The organism is Chitinophaga parva, assembly GCF_003071345.1.
GTDB classification, from domain to species: Bacteria; Bacteroidota; Bacteroidia; order Chitinophagales; family Chitinophagaceae; genus Chitinophaga; species Chitinophaga parva.
In genome coordinates this window covers 683,349-699,439 of the sequence record NZ_QCYK01000001.1, presented here as the reverse complement: position 1 = coordinate 699,439, position 16,091 = coordinate 683,349, and the positions used below count along the sequence as shown (strand labels likewise).

The following is a 16,091-nucleotide window of genomic DNA, read 5'->3' as shown; positions in this document are numbered from 1 at the left end:
AAATATCAATGTACCGTATGAACAAAACCTACCTGGCCCTTTTCGTGGCAGGCCTCTGTGCAATGGCTGCCTGCCAGCCCATGAAGATGGACACCTACGAGAAAAATGTAGACGTGCCCAATCACCAGTGGTCTGCCGATTTTAAGCCGGAATTCCAGGTAACCCTCCAGCCAGAGGACACCGCTTACCTTTACAACCTGTATGTGAATGTGCGCCACAGGGACGCCTATCCGTACAGCAACATCTGGGTGATCATCACCACCCAGTTCCCCGGTGCACAGCCCATTGCCCAGCGCGTGGAACTGCCCCTGGAAGACGTATCCGGCAAGTGGACGGCCACCCCCGCAGGTATGATGAATGCAGCAGACGACATCTACGATCACCGCATTCCCATCCAGTTGCGTGCCATCCTGAACCGGCCCGGTACGTATAAGATCAGTATTGAACAAAACATGCGGCAAAACCCGCTGCCAGATATCATGAACATTGGCCTGCGGGTAGAAAAAGCCGGGCACCGGTAAATGATCAGAAAATTTTATAACGACCTGCAGAGCGGCAGGGGCATCACCGTTCTATACATCATCCTGCTCAGCTACGTGATACTGGCGCTGATCTGGTGGGGCCTGCTCCTGTTTCGCCAAAGCCAGCAGATCACCGAGTATGAACGCAACAACCTTTCCCTACGCACAGACAGCCTGTCACAACCCGTGGCCTACCAGCTGGAGCTCCAGCGCATTGAAAAAGATGAGCACCTGCGCACCTTCAAGTTCCTGGGGGAAGGCGGCACCTTCATGGGCATCATCCTCCTGGGTGCCTTCTTCGTGTACCGCGCCGTGTGGAAGCAAATGCGCCTCAATGCCCAGCAGCAGAACTTTATGATGGCCGTGACCCACGAGTTCAAATCGCCCATTGCTGTGGTGAAACTGAACCTGGAAACCATCCGTAAACACCGGCTGGATGAAGAGAAGATGAAGAAGCTGCTGGATAATACCCTGCGCGAAACAGACCGCCTCAATACCCTTACCAATAACATCCTGCTGGCCGCCCAGCTGGAGTCGCACAAGTTTAAACCGGTCATGGAAATGCTGAACCTCTCTGCCCTGCTGGCACGTGTAACGGGCAACCTGCAGGGACGGATCAGCACCCACAGCATACAGGCACATGTTTTGCCCCAGCTGTGGGTCAATGGCGATAAATTCATGCTGGAACTGGTGATCAGCAACCTGGTGGAAAACGCAGTGAAGTACGCCCCCAAAGGCACGCCCATCACCATCAACCTGGCGCCCAAAGGCGACTGCCTGTACCTGGAAGTGGCCGATGAAGGACCGGGCATACCGGATGCGGAGAAAGCCAAAGTGTTCCAGAAGTTCTACCGCATTGGCAATGAGAACACGCGCAAGGCCAAAGGCTCCGGCCTGGGACTGTTCCTCAGCCAGCGCATACTGGCCCAGCACGGGGCCTACATTAAAGTGCGTGATAATACGCCGGCCGGCAGCATTTTTGAAATTGCCTGGCCTGCATATTCCACGCAATCTGCGTAAATTTGATAAGCGACGTTATTCTTACAAGGCATTAAGCAAAAAGCAGCAATATGAAGGAACCTACCAAAGCATCCATCCTGCTGGTGGAAGACGAAGAAAATCTGCAGGAAGCACTGAAGCTCAACCTGGAGCTGGAAGGTTATGAAGTGACGGCGGTGGACAACGGCACCGCGGCACTCAAAGCTGTGAAGAATGAATACTTTGACCTCATCATCCTGGATATTATGCTGCCCGAAATGGACGGCATTGCCGTATGCGAGAACATCCGCATACAGAACAACGATGTGCCCATCCTCTTCCTCAGCGCCAAGAACAGCAGCGCAGACCGCGTACTGGGCCTCAAGAAAGGCGGGGATGATTACATGACCAAGCCTTTCAACCTGGAAGAACTGCTGCTCCGGGTGGAAAAGCTCATTGTAAAGAACAAGAAGATCCTCGACAAAGACAGTGTACCCAATGTGTACAGCTTCGGGAACAACCAGATAGACTTTGCTGCACAGGAATGCATTGGCAAAGACGGCAGGCATTATGAGCTGAGTAAGAAAGAGACCATGCTGCTCAAGCTCCTCATCGAGAACAAAGGGGAAGTAGTGACCCGCGAAAAGATCCTGCAGGTGGTATGGGGCTACAACGTGTATCCCACCACACGTACCATCGATAACTTTATACTCAATTTCCGTAAGTACTTTGAGGAAGACAGCCGTAACTCCCGCTACTTCCACTCCGTGAGGGGTGTGGGATATAAATTCACGGAATAAACCTTCCCTTTCACCGCATTATACCGGCACCGGCCCGCTTTATACAAGCCCCGGTGCCGGTTTCGTTTGCTGACCAATTATGGGAGCAATGCTCCCGGATAACCCGCAATTACCCCCTTGTATTAATTGGCGTTTCCCTTTGCCCCTGAATTGCCCGATATTGCCGCTAACATTGGACTACAACCCACTTGCACGTGATACCATATGATGACAGGATACTCCCTACTAACTGGTACTGGGCATTGTTTATAATAGCGATATGCGCACTGGTGGCTTACTTTTACTGGCGGGAGCGACGCATCAAAGCCGCTGCAAACCGGGCGCTGCGACTGCAAAACGATACCGCCAGCCTGGAACTGCAAGCCTTGCAGGCCCAGATGGACCCGCATTTTATTTTCAACAGCCTCAATGCCATCCACCACTTCATCCTTACCACCAGCACGGAACTAGCCTCCCTTTACCTTACCCGCTTTGCAAAGCTGATGCGCTTTACCATCACCAATGTGAACAAGGACCTTATTAAACTGGAAGAAGACATTGAAGCGCTGGAGATCTACATGCAGCTGGAAAAACTGCGCTTTGAAGGCAAATTCATATACCAGATAAAACTGGCGCCGGAGCTTACCGGCAAGGTGATACTGGTGCCACCCCTGGTCATACAACCCTATGTGCAACACGCCATCTGGCACCATATCCTGCAACGGCCGCAGGATGAAGGCGGCCTGCTGATCATCAATATCCACCGCAGGGGCAGTGCCCTCCTTATCCGCGTGGAAGACAATGGTGTGCGTAACAACCGTACGGAAATGGAACACAAACGCCAGTCGCTGGTGATTGCCGCCGCCCGCCTGCACAGGCTTAGCAACAAGTTCCACGTGGGCACCCACATCGTGGAAGAAGAGGTGCTGGATGAGCAGCATGAGCACCAGGGCAATCGCATCATCATCCGCATAGACGGGGAGCTGGCGCCCATGGTATAAAATAAAAACGCCTTACGGGGATAAGATCCGTAAGGCGCTGCCAGCAAGGTTTTACGCTGTTTATAAGGTCTTGATATTATCACAGGCTATCCAGCCGGTTTTCCCATCTACCAGCTGCACTTTACAGTACTCCTGGGTGTGGTCCAGCACCGCTACCTTCATGCCTTCCTGTAACTCGAACATGTCTTTGGCGCCTGCATCGGGGGCTGCTTTTGCTTTTACCGCGGCATTCATCACAATGGCACTGCTGGTGTCCAGGTGCTCACTGTAGCGGAGAGCAGCCATACCCAGGGTTATTACCAGCAGCACAGCGCCCGCATACATTCCTATCCTGGCAGCCGGTGCCCGGCGGCCGGGATAAAAGAAGAACACGATAATGGCCGCTACCAGTAACCAGCTGAAAACAATGGACATCACCGCCCAGCCATTGGCAGAAAAAAGTTGGGTGAAGGTGATCCACCATTGCTGGAAAAACAGCAGGGGCAAGGCTTCCGGGTTGTTGGGGATCTGCTGGTTCACCATGTCCAGGTTATGCCGGGTGGCCTCATCCCGCGGGGAAAGCTGCAATGCTTTTTCATAATTGTACACAGCGGCACCAATGTGGTTGGCTTTGTAGTAGGCATTTCCCGCGTTATAATAAAGCGCTTTATCACGGTAGCCCTGGTCTATCAGTTGCTGGTATTTTGCCGCGGCGGCAGAATAGCTTTTTGTGCGGAACAGCTCATTGGCCTCCGTGAAGGTGGTTTGCGGCGTTTGCGCCTGCAGCGCAGTGGCAAAGCCCAGTAGTGTTACCAAAAAGAAGATCAGCTTGCGCATGAAATATGTTGGGTTTTACACTTGTTGTTGTTTAAGATCCTGTTCCAGGTTACTGATGATCTCAATAGCCTGCTGGTAGGTTTGCTGCATACGGCCTTTACCGCCGGAAGGCGCGTACAGGGCCATTTCGCAATCGTCCATCAGTTCAAAGAGCGGTGTGGTACGGTCTGCACGCAGGTGCTGCAGTTTATCGGTCACCAGTTGCCGGTTCAGTTCTGCAAACGGTATGTGCAGCTTGTTGCTCAGGTAGCCCCATACCGCGCGGGATGTTTCTTCGTAAAACGCTTTCTGCTGGCCGTCTTTCAGGTATTTAGCCGCCAGTGACAGGCGTTTCAGCGCCACCTTGTTGGCATTGCGGTGCTTCAGCAGGGAAGCGTTCTGCGTGTTATAATCTTCGCGGCGTTTCTTCATGATCAGCCATACCAGCGGTACCACGGGCAGCAGCAGCAACAGCCAGAACCAAACGCTGCTGAAGAAGAAGCCACTAGCCTTGCTCCAGGAAGTTACAACCCGGTGAATGGGCGCCAGCTCGTTCTTGCCTACACTGAAGTCTTCTTTCTCATGTTTGGTTTGCTTACCCGGCGTTACATGCACGGTAAAGGGCGATGAATGCAGGGTCTTGAACGATTGGGATACCGGGTCAAAGTACGTGAAGTCAATGGCCGGTATGACATGATCGCCGGCTTCCTGTGGCATGAGGGGGAACTCAAAAATGCGCGCACCGGAAAGGGGATTGCTGTTCTTGGCAATATCATCCGTCACCTTGGGATCATAGCGCTCAAACGCGCCGGGAATGGACACCTTGGGTGCATTCAGCAGGTTCACATTTCCCTGCCCGGTGATGGTAACTTTCAGGGTCAATGCATCGTCCGTGGTCAGTTGATCCTTATCAATGCTGGCATCCATCCGGAACTGGCCCACGGCGCCGGTGTAGCTGTCCGGGTGGTTGGCCGGTACCGGTTTTACATTGATGGTCACCGGGGCGCTTTCAATTTTGTAAGGTACGGTCACATACTCACCCTGCTGCCCAAAGAAGTCGTCATCAAACGGATCGCCGCCAAAGATATCGTCAAACGGGTCGCGGGGACGTTTCCGGTTGCCGGGCGTTACCTGCAGCAACTTTACCTGGTTGTCCACTTCAGCCGGGTCCAGCTCCAGCTGGCCGGATTGCAGGGGAAACAGCAACGTTTTGCGGATGGTGAATACTTTATACGTGAGGCCGTTCACCACTTCTTCCGTAGCCTGGGGCGGGTTAGGCAGCTCTACATCCTTGGCAGAAAACCCTTTGAATGCAGGCACCTTTGTCACACTGGAATTAGTAGGCAGGCGGGTGTACAATTTATAGGTGGCGGTAAGCTGCTCCCCTTCATATAGCGAAGTCTTGTCCACCGCCACTTTCACGAAAATATTTTTCTTCAGTTTAGCATCTATATTTTCCCCTTTGCGCAGCACCCCTTCCGGCAGGCCATTACCATTATCACCGCCACCACCACCGGGGAAACCTCCGCCAGGGAAGCCGCCGCCACGCTGGGAGGTAGAAGGTGCCGTGGCACTGTTGTTGCCCTTCACCACCTCGATGGTCACCGGGTTAGAGCGCACGATATTTCCATTCACCCGCACAGTAGCCGCGGCCAGCGTAAAGCTGCCCACATGCTTTGCCTGCAGCACGTAAATGAGGGATACATAATCAGAGCGGGAACCGTTTACGATGGAGGTACCCTGCATTTGCATGGGCCCCTGCACCACATCGAAATCTTTGAAAGGAGGAGGTGTAAAACCATTGACATCGCCTTGCGCGTTCTCCAGCATAAACTGCACCTGCAGTCCTTCATCCAGGCCAATGGTGGTGGCGCTTACCTTGGTAGTGAAGCGCATGTTCTGCGCCTGCGCTACCTGCATGCAGCCTGCAAAAAGTAATAGGGCAATGACCCGTCTTAGCATAAAATGTGAATAGACCATAGTTACTAGCCTGACAAATTTAACTAAAGCAATCCCTGTGCTTTTCATTATGCCGTTAAAAGTACGTTAAAAAAGGCCGCGGTAAAACTGCCGGGGATGGCCTGTGGATAAGGTTTTCCGGCGGTTTCACCCTGGGTTGTAAGGAGCAGGGGAAGGATGAGCGGCACCCGTTAAATGGGCCCCAGCATGGGTTGCATGATAATATCCTCTATCACCGTTTGCGGGGCCAGGGTAAAGGCCGTCCACAACACGCTGGCCACATCTTCCGGCTCCATCATGCGGCCGGCTGGTGCGTCAAAACCATCCCAGGAGGCCGTGAGCGTAGGCCCGGGACTGATGGCGGTCACTTTCACGTTGGCCGTTTTCAGCTCCTCCCGCAGGTTTTTGGAAAAGCCCAGCAGGGCAAACTTGGTGATACCGTAAGCGCCGCCGTTAGGGTAAGCGTTATGACTGGCGCTGGAACAGAGGTTAAAGATATGCCCCCGGCGCTGCGCTATCATACCCGGCAGCAGGCTGCGGGTAAGGTGGTAGGCACTATACACATTGGTGGCCATCAGCTGTTCCAGGTGCCCGTCTGCCTCGTTTTGCAGGGCGCCGGGGATGAAGATCCCGGCATTGTTTACCAGCAGGTCAATAGTGCCGAAAGCAGCCTGCACGGCTTTACCAAATTGCAGCACCGCCGTCTTATCCGCCATATCCACGGGCAGCGCCAGCACCTTCACATTGGGATTGGCCGCCTGTACTTCTGCGGCGGTGGCCTGCAGCGGGCCTTCGCCACGTGCACAGATGGCTACATTACATCCCTCCTTTGCCAGCCTGATGGCCACTGCGCGCCCAATACCTTTGCTGGCGCCCGTTACTACTGCGTTCATATCGTTGTTGCGTTTGTTTTAAAAATGGATTGCCTACCTTTGCGCATGCCGTACAAACATATCTTTTTCGACCTGGACCACACCCTGTGGGACTTTGAGGCCAATGCCCGTGAAACCTTGCTGGAGCTCTATCACACCCACCAGCTTAGCCAAAGGGGCATTGCTGATTTTGAAGATTTCCTGGCCCGCTACATCGTGCACAATGATAAGCTGTGGGATCGCTTCCGCAAAGGGTTCATGACCCGGAAAGAACTGCGCAGCAAGCGTTTCTGGCTCACCTTCCTCGAATATAAAATTGCCGACGAAAAGCTGACCATGGCATTCAGCGACCAGTTCCTGGAAATACTGCCTACCAAAACAGTGCTCTTTCCCTACACCATCGAGATCCTGGAATACCTGCTGCAAAAAAAATATGTGCTGCACCTGATCACGAACGGGTTTGAAGATACGCAATTGATGAAGCTGCGCAATGCAAACATTTTCCACTACTTCACTAACATCATCACCTCAGAAGCCGCCGGCAGCCTGAAACCGCATAAAGACATCTTTGATTTTGCCTTGCAGAAAAGCAGCGCCACCGCCACAGAAAGCATAATGATCGGCGATACCCTGGAAGTGGATATCCTGGGCGCACAGCAGGTGGGCATGGATCAGATCTATTTTAACCCGGCCGTACCGGCAACCGGCATTACGCCTACTTACACCATCCGGCATTTGCAGGAGATCGAGAATATTTTGTAGGCGCTGCGCGCAATACAGGGCATGAAAAAAGGCAAACCGTTTTACAACCGTTTGCCTTTTTGCTTTTGTAAAAATCCTATGGTTAGATGTTGGCTATAATCGTTTGTCCGCCGCGTACCAGCTGGTTGATCGTTACATCTACCTTGGTGCCCACCGGCAGGTAAATGTCCACACGGGAGCCGAATTTAATGAAGCCCATCTCTTCGTTCTGCGTTACCTGGTCGCCGGCCTTGAGGTAGTTTACAATGCGGCGGGCCAGGGCTCCTGCAATCTGGCGCACCAGGATGGCGTTGCCATTCTGCTCTATCACCACGGTGTGGCGTTCATTTTCCGTAGAAGATTTAGGGTGCCAGGCCACCAGGTATTTACCCGCGTGGTATTGGGAAAGTTTTACTTCACCGCTGATGGGGTTACGGTTCACATGCACATTGGCAGGGCTCATGAAAATAGACACCTGCAGGCGTTTATCTTTAAAATATTCCGGTTCGTACGTTTCTTCAATTACCACCACTTTGCCATCGGCCGGTGCTATTACCTGGGTGGTACCAAAGGTGTGCTCCCGCCGGGGTACGCGAAAGAAAGAAACAATAAAAAGAAAAAGGATCACAGATACCGCCAGCACCCAATAGCCGGCTACGGGGCTGCTCCAGTAAAACACAGCGGCATTGATCAGTGCCAGCACAAGAAAGGTAAGGGCAATCGAAGCAAATCCTTCACGATGGATTTTCATGTTTGATACAGTTGTTTTTAAAAAGCAGTTTTAAGGCCCGGTGGCAGCCGCCGCTGCACAAGGACTGGTAAGATTTTACACCGCGAAATTATGCAGAAAAAAATAAACATATACCCAGGCGAACGGGGCCGCCAGCAGTAAGGAATCAAAGCGGTCCAGGAAACCGCCGTGGCCCGGCATAATGCTGCCGGAATCTTTTACCCCGGCCAGGCGTTTCAGCTTGGACTCCAGCAGGTCGCCATACGTACCGGCCACCGCCGCTATACCGGCCAGCACCAGCCAGTGCAGGAAGGCCAGCCACTGGTATCCCCAGAAATATCCATACACCCCCGCTGCGGCCACGGCCAGGATCATGCCGCCCAGGGTACCTTCCAGCGTCTTTTTAGGGGAGATCTTGGAAAAAGGGGTACGGCCTATCAACGAGCCTACAATGTAAGCCATGGTGTCATTGATCCAGATGAAGATGATGAGCAGCAGCGGGATCAGCCAGCCCGGGGCATGTACCGCGGGATCTGTATGGGTGGGCGTGGAGCCCGTATGCGTGCGGATCCAGATCAGCAGGGAAAACGGGAGGCTGATGTACAAAAGCCCCAGCAGCGTAAAGCGCAGGTTCTTCATATCAATGTGCTGGCTGATGATGATATCGCCCAGGGGCAGCACCATCAGGAACAGGATACTCAGCAGCACACCAATGGCATGAACAGGCAGCAGGGTACCGCTGCCTTGCAGGCTGCGGGTCCACACGCCACCGCCAATGAACATCACGATGATGGCAATGTTTGCACAGAGCGCGCCAATGTATTGCCAGCCGGAGTCTTTATCATACCCGTTGTCCATCTTGCGCACCAGCCGGAAATACTCCACCAGGGCCCCGGTGCTGATGATGGCAAACAGCAGGATAAAGGAAATTTCATTCCATAGGATGCCAGCCAGCATTACGGCTACAAATACCAAAGCGGTCAGCGTGCGTGTAATAAATGTTTTCAAAAGCAAGTGGTTTAAAAATAAGATCAGCCAATGGAATCAATCTCTTCCGCGGTGGCTTCCGCCACGGGTTTGGGCGGGGTGGCGCGCTGCAAAAGTGAAAAGGCGATCACGGTAAGGCCCAGGCTGAGCAGGGCGGCATACCATGCCACATGATCATTTTGCGATGGATCTGCTTTAATGGCCCCATGGGCAAAAAGATAAAAAGCCACCACCTGTACGCCGTTATTCACCATGTGTATGATAATAGATAGCCACAGGCGGCCGGTGATCGCAAATATAGCCCCGAGTAAACCACCCAGCACCACGCGGGGCACAAATCCCAGTATTTCCCCGTGCACCAGGCTGAAGACGATGCTGGCCACCAGCACGGCCAGCCACTGCCGGCCCATCACTTTTGCCAGCAGGCGTTGCATGCCTGCGCGGAAAAACAGCTCTTCCCCGATGGCCGGTACCACGGCTATCAGCACAATATTCACCAGCAGGTCCCAGATGCTGTGGCCCGCCAGGAACAGCTTTGTAAGGGTGGCTGCCTGTTTATCCATCTCGCGGAACACGGCTGGCACCTTCCACGTTTCATTCCACTCCGCGGTCCATCCTACCAGGGGGATGATGACCACCAGGGCCACGACGGACCAGCCCAGCTGCCGCCCGTTTATGCGCCCGGTAAGGCCCAGGGCCGCCATGGGCCGGGTTTCCACCAGCACAGAAAGTACCACGGGGGGCAGTAGAAAAACGATGATTGTATAGCCAAATTGTGCTAATTTCATATAGCCGGCCAGGTTAGGATGATCTGCCATATTATGCTGGAGGGCAGAAAGGTCCATATGAGTGGTAACGGCCAGGAATGCAGTGGTAGCGATGGAAAACACAAAGAAGGCAGCAACGAAGAGCAGCACTAAAAATGCCAGCTGTGCGCCGGGCGATAATCGTTTCAGGTAAGCAGCCATAAAGCGTTACTGTGTTAAATTTGGCGTAAATTTACATCGAATAATCGGCTACACAAGGTCGTTTACACAAGGCACCCTGTACAAAACAATTATGGTGAAGATTGGACAAATAGAGCTGGGATCATTTCCTTTATTACTGGCGCCCATGGAAGACGTGAGCGATCCTCCCTTCCGCGCGGTGTGCAAGGCTAACGGGGCAGATCTGATGTATTCCGAGTTTATCAGCTCAGAAGGCCTTATCCGCGATGCGATCAAGAGCCGCGCCAAGCTGGATATTTTTGAATACGAGCGCCCGGTGGGCATACAAATATTCGGAGGTGATGAAGAGCCCCTGGCCATGGCCGCCCAGATCGTGGAGGCCGTAAACCCGGACCTGCTGGACATTAACTTTGGCTGCCCGGTGAAAAAGGTGACCTGCAAAGGCGCCGGCGCCGGTATTCTCAAGGACATTCCCAAGATGGTAAAGCTCACCGCCGCCGTGGTAAAGGCCACCAGGCTGCCGGTAACCGTGAAGACCCGCCTGGGCTGGGACGATGACACCAAGAACATTGAAGAAGTGGCCGAACGCCTGCAGGATGTAGGCATACAGGCCCTCACCATTCACGGGCGCACCCGCACCCAGATGTACAAAGGCGCCGCAGACTGGACCCTTATCGGAAAAGTAAAGAACAATCCACGTATACATATCCCGATTTTCGGTAACGGCGATATCACCACCCCTGAACAGGCAGTAGCTGCCCGCGCACGGTATGGGGTAGACGGTGTGATGATAGGAAGAGCCGCCATCGGCTACCCGTGGATCTTCCGAGAGATCAAGCATTTTATGGCCACCGGCGAACATTTGCCTCCACCAACTGTTGAAGAAAGGGTGGCCGTGTGCAAGGAACACCTGCAAAAATCCGTAGCCTGGAAAGGCAATATAGTTGGGGTGTTGGAAATGCGCAGGCATTATACCAATTACCTCAAGGGACTACCCCACATCAAGGACTTCCGCGCCCGGCTGGTCACCGCAGCAGACCAGGCCAGCATTGAAACCATCCTGGATGAAGTGGTACATCACTACAAAAACCACGTTTTTGAACGGGCGGCCATATTGCCCTCCATAGAGGACGTGCTTCCATCCGGCGCTGAAGCAAGCGGGTGTAACGTGTACGGATGAACGAAATAATCCTCCAATACACTTCATTTCCCTAAATTTTCTGTCTCATGACCTCACTAAAAATGCTGAAGAACGAAGTCTGGAAAGATCTGCAGATCAAGAACAAGAGCGCGCTCCGCAAGCGATACGCCGTTTCCAACATGGGCCGCGTGATCAGCTACTCGGAAAGCATTGAGGATGGCAAATTATTAACGGGAAGTACCGTGGAAGGCTACACCGTGCTGAATGTAAAACCGGCAGACAGCTACCAGTCGCTATACCTGCACCGTGAAGTAGCCCGCCTCTTTTGCGAAAAAGGCGGCCGCAGTGCCAAGTATGTGATCCACGAAGACCACGATAAAAAGAACAATAAAGCCGCTAACCTGCGCTGGGCCACCAAGGAAGAAATGGAAGCCCACCAGCAGAGCAGCCCCGCGAAACTGGCCTATAAAGAACGCCAGCGCCACCGCCTCAAAGGCCTGAAGCTGAATGCCAGCAAGGTTAAGAATATTAAACGCATCCTCAATAAGCCCGGTAAAAAGACCATGAAACAGATTGCCGAGCAGTTTGATATCAGTGAAATGCAATTGTACCGCATTAAAAGCGGAGAGAACTGGGCACATGTAACCCTGGATTAAGTACCCACATCTTCCCTGCCATAAAATATCATTCACGATGGTCATGCCTTCAAAAAGCATGACCATCCTGCGTTTGCGGTGTTCCTGCCACAGGCCTTTCCTGGCATCTTCACAACTACGGCTGTTCACCGTGCCCTGCGCGGATCGCAACCACTGCCAGGTGTCTGCCGCTCTCATACCCTTTGCCCGCAAGGCCACATTATTAGCTTTCTATATTTCTCACTATCTTTCTGACTCCACAATCTTTATCAACAATGTCTTATCAGAAAATAGCCATCATAGGTGGCGGCAACCTGGGTACCGCCATTGCACAAGGCCTGCTCAAAAGCGGCTTTTCCCAACCCGCAGATATCACCATTACCAAGCGCAATACCGCTACCCTGGCCGGTTTGCAGGCACAGGGCGTGCAGGTCACGTCAGACAATGCCGCCGCCATTGCCGGTGCAGATGTAGTGCTGGTGGCATTGAAGCCTTACAACGTGCGGGAGATCCTCGCTGCGTTCAAGGCCTCCTTTAATCCCCGCCAGCTCATCATCAGCGTGGTAACGGGTGTGTTCATAGACGAGCTGGAAGCCATTGTGGGCGTGGGCTCCCACGTATTCCGCGCCATGCCTAATACCGCTATCGCCATCCAGGAGTCCATGACCTGCATCTGCCAGAAGAACGCCAGCCCTGCGCAGGTGGAATGGGTGACCAGCCTGTTTAACACTGTGGGCGTAGCCGTAAGCATTGATGAAAAACTCATGGATGCAGCCACCGTACTCGGCGCCTGCGGCATTGCCTATGCCCTGCGCTTTATCCGCGCTAACATCCAGGGCGGCATTGAAATAGGCTTTGATGTACGCACGGCCAACCTGATTGCCGCACAAACCGCCAAAGGCGCCGCAGAGCTTATCATCCGCAACAACAGCCATCCCGAAGCCGAAATAGACAAGGTAACCACCCCCAAAGGCTGCACCATCGCAGGTCTTAACGAGATGGAGCACCAGGGCTTCAGCTCCTCCCTGATCAAAGGGATAACGGCTTCTTATGATAAGATTGTAAAGGGGTAAAGGAATTTTGGCCTTAGGTGCCAGGTCTTAAGTACCAGGTACTTTTCAACGCATTGGTAATGCCCCCTATTGCAGGGCATGCCTTCAAAGGGTAATACAATGGCCATAAACAGGTAAGTAAAATTTGTTGTAAGGTTAACCGGTACCTAAGACTTAAGACCTGGTACCTAAGACAATTTTATCTTAGTCCTCATTCCGCGGATAATCAAAAAAAAGGAACCGCTTGGGTGATTTATCAAAGGCTTCCCAGGAGTCGGTGTCCGCTTCCACCGCAAACACGCCGGCAGTAGGGACATTGTCTACCCGGATCTCTTCGGTAAGGTAGTTAGCGAAATCCGTAATGCCGGGGTTGTGGGCAAAGATGGCCACTGCATCAAAATCATTGTCGATGCGGGTGATCACTTTCAGGAAAGTGGAAGCATAACAGAGATAAAGCTCCTCCTCGAAAAGGATGGCCTGCCGGGGATAATTCCACTCCCGGGCCATGATCTTGGCCGTGCTTTTAGCCCGCTTGGCCGGACTGGCAATGAGCAGCTCGGGCGTTACTCCCCGCTGTAGCAGGCGGGAAGCCATCTCCGGTGCGTTTGCCTTTCCCCGCTTGTTCAGGGGCCGGTCAAAATCGTCCATGTCCGGATCGTTCCAGCTGGACTTTGCATGACGGATGAGCAGTAACGTTTTCATAACCGAAAACAATGGTTGTCCTAATTTAAGAATTAATTCTACAGGAAGTTAACTTCTTCTGACAACATGGCCGCAAACCCCGGTTTTATTTAAGGATTAATTAATACGCTGGTGTGCCTTCCTGCCGCGGTAGCCGTTATGGCCGGATGCCTTTGGTAATAATGCATCCGCCGTTTTGGCAATCCTATGGGATCACCCGTTGACGTTCAATACTTTCCCCATTTCTTCCATCCCACTTTCGCGCCCCCGCGCATAAAAAAACCGCTGCCTTTCAGCAGCGGTCTATATTTTTTACCCGCATACGGTTCATGGGTAACTTAACCCACGGCACGGTCATTACTAATTTCTCTTAGTATCCTCTTTCGTTGCTGCCTTCCATGAAGTTCATGAAGGCCTTATTTACGACGCGGTTGCCGCCGGGGGTAGGGTAGTTACCCGTGAAGTACCAGTCGCCCAGGTTGCTGGGGCAGGCCTGGTGCAGGCTTTCAATGCTCTGGTAGATCACGTCCACCTTGGCGTTGATATCCCTGGGGGTGATGATCTGGGCAATCTTGGCGGAGATCTCTTCGGTGGTGAACGGTTTATAAATGTTGCGCACCACGTTCTGCGCATGCAGGGTATTGGTACGTTCCAGCTCCTTGCAAAGGCCGTAGGCCTCTTGCAGGACGTGTTCCCTGCCGGTTTCCTTCAGTAGTTCAATAGCCGCGCTAAAGGCCACGAAATCGCCCATTTTGCTCATGTCTATGCCATAGCAGTCCGGGTAGCGGATCTGGGGCGCGCTGGACACTACGATGATGCGTTTAGGTCCCAGGCGGTCCAGCATTTTAATGATGCTTTCCCGCAGGGTGGTGCCCCGCACAATAGAGTCGTCTATCACTACCAGCGTATCCACACCGGGTTTCACGGTGCCATATGTAATGTCATACACGTGCTGCACCATTTCATTGCGGCCACTGTCTTCCGCAATGAACGTGCGCATTTTCACGTCCTTGATCGCGATCTTGTCTATACGCACGCGGCGGTTCACCATCTCGCTCAGCTTTTCGGCATCATAATCTTTGCCCCAGCTAAGGATGCGCTCTATCTTGATCTTATTCAGGTAGTCTTCCAGCCCTTTGATCATCCCGTAGAAGGCTACTTCGGCCGTGTTGGGGATGAAGGAGAAGATGGTATTTTTCAGGTCGTTGTCAATATCGCCCAGCACCTTTTCCGCCAGGTTATAGCCCAGCTGCAGGCGCTCCTTGTAGATCTTTTCATCGTTGCCGCGGCTGAAGTAGATGCGCTCAAAGCTGCATGCACGGCGCTCTTTCGGCTCCAGGATGCGGGTGATCTCGTATTCACCGGCCGGATTTACAATGAGGGCGTGCCCGGGCATCAGTTCGTGTACCTCGTTCTCACCCACGTTAAAGGCGGTACGGATGGCGGCACGCTCGGAAGCGGCCACGATCACATCCTCATTAATGTAGTAGTAAGAAGGACGGATGCCGTGCGCATCGCGGATCACAAAGGAATCGCCGGTACCAATGAGGCCACTTACGTGGAAGCCACCGTCAAACATGGTGAAGGCCTGCTTCAGGATGTGCTTCACATCCAGGCCATTCTGCCGGGTTTCGTCTTCTTTATTGAGGAAATGGGCAATTACTTCCAGCATGGCTGCCAGGTCGGAATTCCGGTGGGCCCCTTCGGGGAATTTCTCTGCAAATTTGAAGAGCTCCTGTACGTTCACCAGGTTAAAGTTGCCTGCCAGCGCCAGGTTGCGCGCAGGAACAATATTATGACGGACAAAAGGGTGGCAGAGTTCTACGTTGTTTTTACCCTGGGTAGCGTAGCGCAGGTGGCCCAGGAGCAATTCGCCGAGGAAGCGAACGTGGCCTTTCATGAGGCCGGGGTACTTGATGATTTCCGGTTGGTATTTTTCAATGTCAGCGATCTCTTCCCGCACTTTGCCAAAGATGTCGGCGATGGGCTGGGGCTGGCTGCTGCGGATGCGGTGCATAAAGGGCACCCCGGGCTCTGTGTTCAGTTTTACCGTGGCAAATCCTGCACCGTCCTGGCCGCGGTTATGTTGCTTCTCCATGAGGAGGTACAACTTGTTAAGGCCGTAGAACACAGTGCCATACTGCTGTTGGTAATAAGAGAATGGTTTTCTCAGCCGGATGTAGGCCAAACCGCATTCATGCTTTATCGCATCGCTCATACCCTGAATATTGAAGGCGCAAAGGTACGGTGAATTAAGGGCAAAACCCAAAAA

At 53.0% G+C, this 16,091-nt stretch carries 16 protein-coding genes; 8 read left to right on the top strand and 8 right to left on the bottom strand.

Annotated elements, in window-relative coordinates:
* The first annotated feature begins 17 nt into the window (after positions 1 to 17).
* From DCC81_RS03055 to DCC81_RS03040, 4 genes are all read left to right on the top strand, one after another.
* Positions 18 to 521: a gliding motility lipoprotein GldH gene (locus DCC81_RS03055; RefSeq protein ID WP_165806414.1), complete on the top strand. Its 504-nt coding sequence runs from the start codon at positions 18 to 20 to the stop codon at positions 519 to 521.
* On the top strand, positions 522 to 1,541 hold the full coding sequence (locus DCC81_RS03050; protein WP_108685116.1) for a sensor histidine kinase: 1,020 nt from the start codon (positions 522 to 524) through the stop codon (positions 1,539 to 1,541).
* A 50-nt stretch (positions 1,542 to 1,591) separates the two neighbouring features.
* Positions 1,592 to 2,299 carry a response regulator transcription factor gene (locus tag DCC81_RS03045; protein ID WP_108685115.1) on the top strand — a complete coding sequence of 236 codons (708 nt, stop codon included), beginning with the start codon at positions 1,592 to 1,594 and terminating at the stop codon, positions 2,297 to 2,299.
* Positions 2,300 to 2,493: 194 nt separating this feature from the next.
* Positions 2,494 to 3,279 carry a sensor histidine kinase gene (locus DCC81_RS03040; RefSeq protein WP_133177514.1) on the top strand — a complete coding sequence of 262 codons (786 nt, stop codon included), beginning with the start codon at positions 2,494 to 2,496 and terminating at the stop codon, positions 3,277 to 3,279.
* Between the two features lie 60 nt (positions 3,280 to 3,339).
* Here the strand turns inward: DCC81_RS03040 and DCC81_RS03035 are convergent, their stop codons facing one another.
* From DCC81_RS03035 to DCC81_RS03025, 3 genes are all read right to left on the bottom strand, one after another.
* A complete protein-coding gene (locus DCC81_RS03035) occupies positions 3,340 to 4,095 on the bottom strand; it encodes an SH3 domain-containing protein (protein WP_108685113.1) in 756 nt (251 codons plus the stop codon).
* A gap of 15 nt (positions 4,096 to 4,110) precedes the next feature.
* Positions 4,111 to 6,036: a BatD family protein gene (locus DCC81_RS03030; protein ID WP_165806413.1), complete on the bottom strand. Its 1,926-nt coding sequence runs from the start codon at positions 6,034 to 6,036 to the stop codon at positions 4,111 to 4,113.
* 188 nt (positions 6,037 to 6,224) lie between these two features.
* Positions 6,225 to 6,926 (bottom strand): SDR family oxidoreductase, encoded by a 702-nt coding sequence (locus tag DCC81_RS03025; protein ID WP_108685111.1) that lies wholly within the window; start codon positions 6,924 to 6,926, stop codon positions 6,225 to 6,227.
* 45 nt (positions 6,927 to 6,971) lie between these two features.
* On the opposite strand from DCC81_RS03025, the gene DCC81_RS03020 reads away from it, so the two are divergent.
* Positions 6,972 to 7,667 carry a YjjG family noncanonical pyrimidine nucleotidase gene (locus DCC81_RS03020; protein ID WP_108685110.1) on the top strand — a complete coding sequence of 232 codons (696 nt, stop codon included), beginning with the start codon at positions 6,972 to 6,974 and terminating at the stop codon, positions 7,665 to 7,667.
* Positions 7,668 to 7,749: 82 nt separating this feature from the next.
* Here DCC81_RS03020 and DCC81_RS03015 read toward each other — a convergent pair whose 3' ends face one another.
* The 3 genes from DCC81_RS03015 to DCC81_RS03005 form a co-directional block, all read right to left on the bottom strand.
* Positions 7,750 to 8,397: a phosphatidylserine decarboxylase family protein gene (locus DCC81_RS03015; RefSeq protein WP_108685109.1), complete on the bottom strand. Its 648-nt coding sequence runs from the start codon at positions 8,395 to 8,397 to the stop codon at positions 7,750 to 7,752.
* Positions 8,398 to 8,472: 75 nt separating this feature from the next.
* A complete protein-coding gene (locus tag DCC81_RS03010) occupies positions 8,473 to 9,384 on the bottom strand; it encodes a phosphatidate cytidylyltransferase (RefSeq protein ID WP_240612876.1) in 912 nt (303 codons plus the stop codon).
* Between the two features lie 23 nt (positions 9,385 to 9,407).
* On the bottom strand, positions 9,408 to 10,331 hold the full coding sequence (locus tag DCC81_RS03005) for a CPBP family intramembrane glutamic endopeptidase (RefSeq protein WP_108685108.1): 924 nt from the start codon (positions 10,329 to 10,331) through the stop codon (positions 9,408 to 9,410).
* Positions 10,332 to 10,422: 91 nt separating this feature from the next.
* On the opposite strand from DCC81_RS03005, the gene dusB reads away from it, so the two are divergent.
* The 3 genes from dusB to proC all read left to right on the top strand — a co-directional run bounded on the left by dusB (position 10,423) and on the right by proC (position 13,159).
* Positions 10,423 to 11,490, top strand: coding sequence for a tRNA dihydrouridine synthase DusB (gene dusB, locus DCC81_RS03000; protein WP_108685107.1), 1,068 nt, complete (start codon positions 10,423 to 10,425; stop codon positions 11,488 to 11,490).
* 47 nt (positions 11,491 to 11,537) lie between these two features.
* A complete protein-coding gene (locus DCC81_RS02995; RefSeq protein WP_108685106.1) occupies positions 11,538 to 12,107 on the top strand; it encodes an NUMOD4 domain-containing protein in 570 nt (189 codons plus the stop codon).
* A gap of 254 nt (positions 12,108 to 12,361) precedes the next feature.
* Complete coding sequence (gene proC / locus DCC81_RS02990; RefSeq protein ID WP_108685105.1) at positions 12,362 to 13,159, top strand: pyrroline-5-carboxylate reductase; 798 nt, start codon at positions 12,362 to 12,364, stop codon at positions 13,157 to 13,159.
* Between the two features lie 183 nt (positions 13,160 to 13,342).
* Here the strand turns inward: proC and DCC81_RS02985 are convergent, their stop codons facing one another.
* A complete protein-coding gene (locus tag DCC81_RS02985) occupies positions 13,343 to 13,840 on the bottom strand; it encodes a SixA phosphatase family protein (RefSeq protein ID WP_108685104.1) in 498 nt (165 codons plus the stop codon).
* Positions 13,841 to 14,189: 349 nt separating this feature from the next.
* The gene (locus DCC81_RS02980) at positions 14,190 to 16,037 is read right to left on the bottom strand and encodes an amidophosphoribosyltransferase (protein WP_108685103.1); all 1,848 of its coding nucleotides are present in this window, start codon (positions 16,035 to 16,037) and stop codon (positions 14,190 to 14,192) included.
* Positions 16,038 to 16,091 lie beyond the last annotated feature (54 nt).

Bases quoted from the DNA above. Each gene is read 5' to 3' on its own strand.
- DCC81_RS03055 (WP_165806414.1), top strand. From the start codon at position 18: ATGAACAAAACCTACCTGGCCCTTTTCGTGGCAGGCCTCTGTGCAATG.
- DCC81_RS03050 (WP_108685116.1), top strand. From the start codon at position 522: ATGATCAGAAAATTTTATAACGACCTGCAGAGCGGCAGGGGCATCACC.
- DCC81_RS03045 (WP_108685115.1), top strand. From the start codon at position 1,592: ATGAAGGAACCTACCAAAGCATCCATCCTGCTGGTGGAAGACGAAGAA.
- DCC81_RS03035 (WP_108685113.1), bottom strand. From the start codon at position 4,095: ATGCGCAAGCTGATCTTCTTTTTGGTAACACTACTGGGCTTTGCCACT.
- DCC81_RS03030 (WP_165806413.1), bottom strand. From the start codon at position 6,036: ATGCTAAGACGGGTCATTGCCCTATTACTTTTTGCAGGCTGCATGCAG.
- DCC81_RS03025 (WP_108685111.1), bottom strand. From the start codon at position 6,926: ATGAACGCAGTAGTAACGGGCGCCAGCAAAGGTATTGGGCGCGCAGTG.
- DCC81_RS03020 (WP_108685110.1), top strand. From the start codon at position 6,972: ATGCCGTACAAACATATCTTTTTCGACCTGGACCACACCCTGTGGGAC.
- DCC81_RS03015 (WP_108685109.1), bottom strand. From the start codon at position 8,397: ATGAAAATCCATCGTGAAGGATTTGCTTCGATTGCCCTTACCTTTCTT.
- DCC81_RS03005 (WP_108685108.1), bottom strand. From the start codon at position 10,331: ATGGCTGCTTACCTGAAACGATTATCGCCCGGCGCACAGCTGGCATTT.
- dusB (WP_108685107.1), top strand. From the start codon at position 10,423: ATGGTGAAGATTGGACAAATAGAGCTGGGATCATTTCCTTTATTACTG.
- DCC81_RS02995 (WP_108685106.1), top strand. From the start codon at position 11,538: ATGACCTCACTAAAAATGCTGAAGAACGAAGTCTGGAAAGATCTGCAG.
- proC (WP_108685105.1), top strand. From the start codon at position 12,362: ATGTCTTATCAGAAAATAGCCATCATAGGTGGCGGCAACCTGGGTACC.
- DCC81_RS02985 (WP_108685104.1), bottom strand. From the start codon at position 13,840: ATGAAAACGTTACTGCTCATCCGTCATGCAAAGTCCAGCTGGAACGAT.
- DCC81_RS02980 (WP_108685103.1), bottom strand. From the start codon at position 16,037: ATGAGCGATGCGATAAAGCATGAATGCGGTTTGGCCTACATCCGGCTG.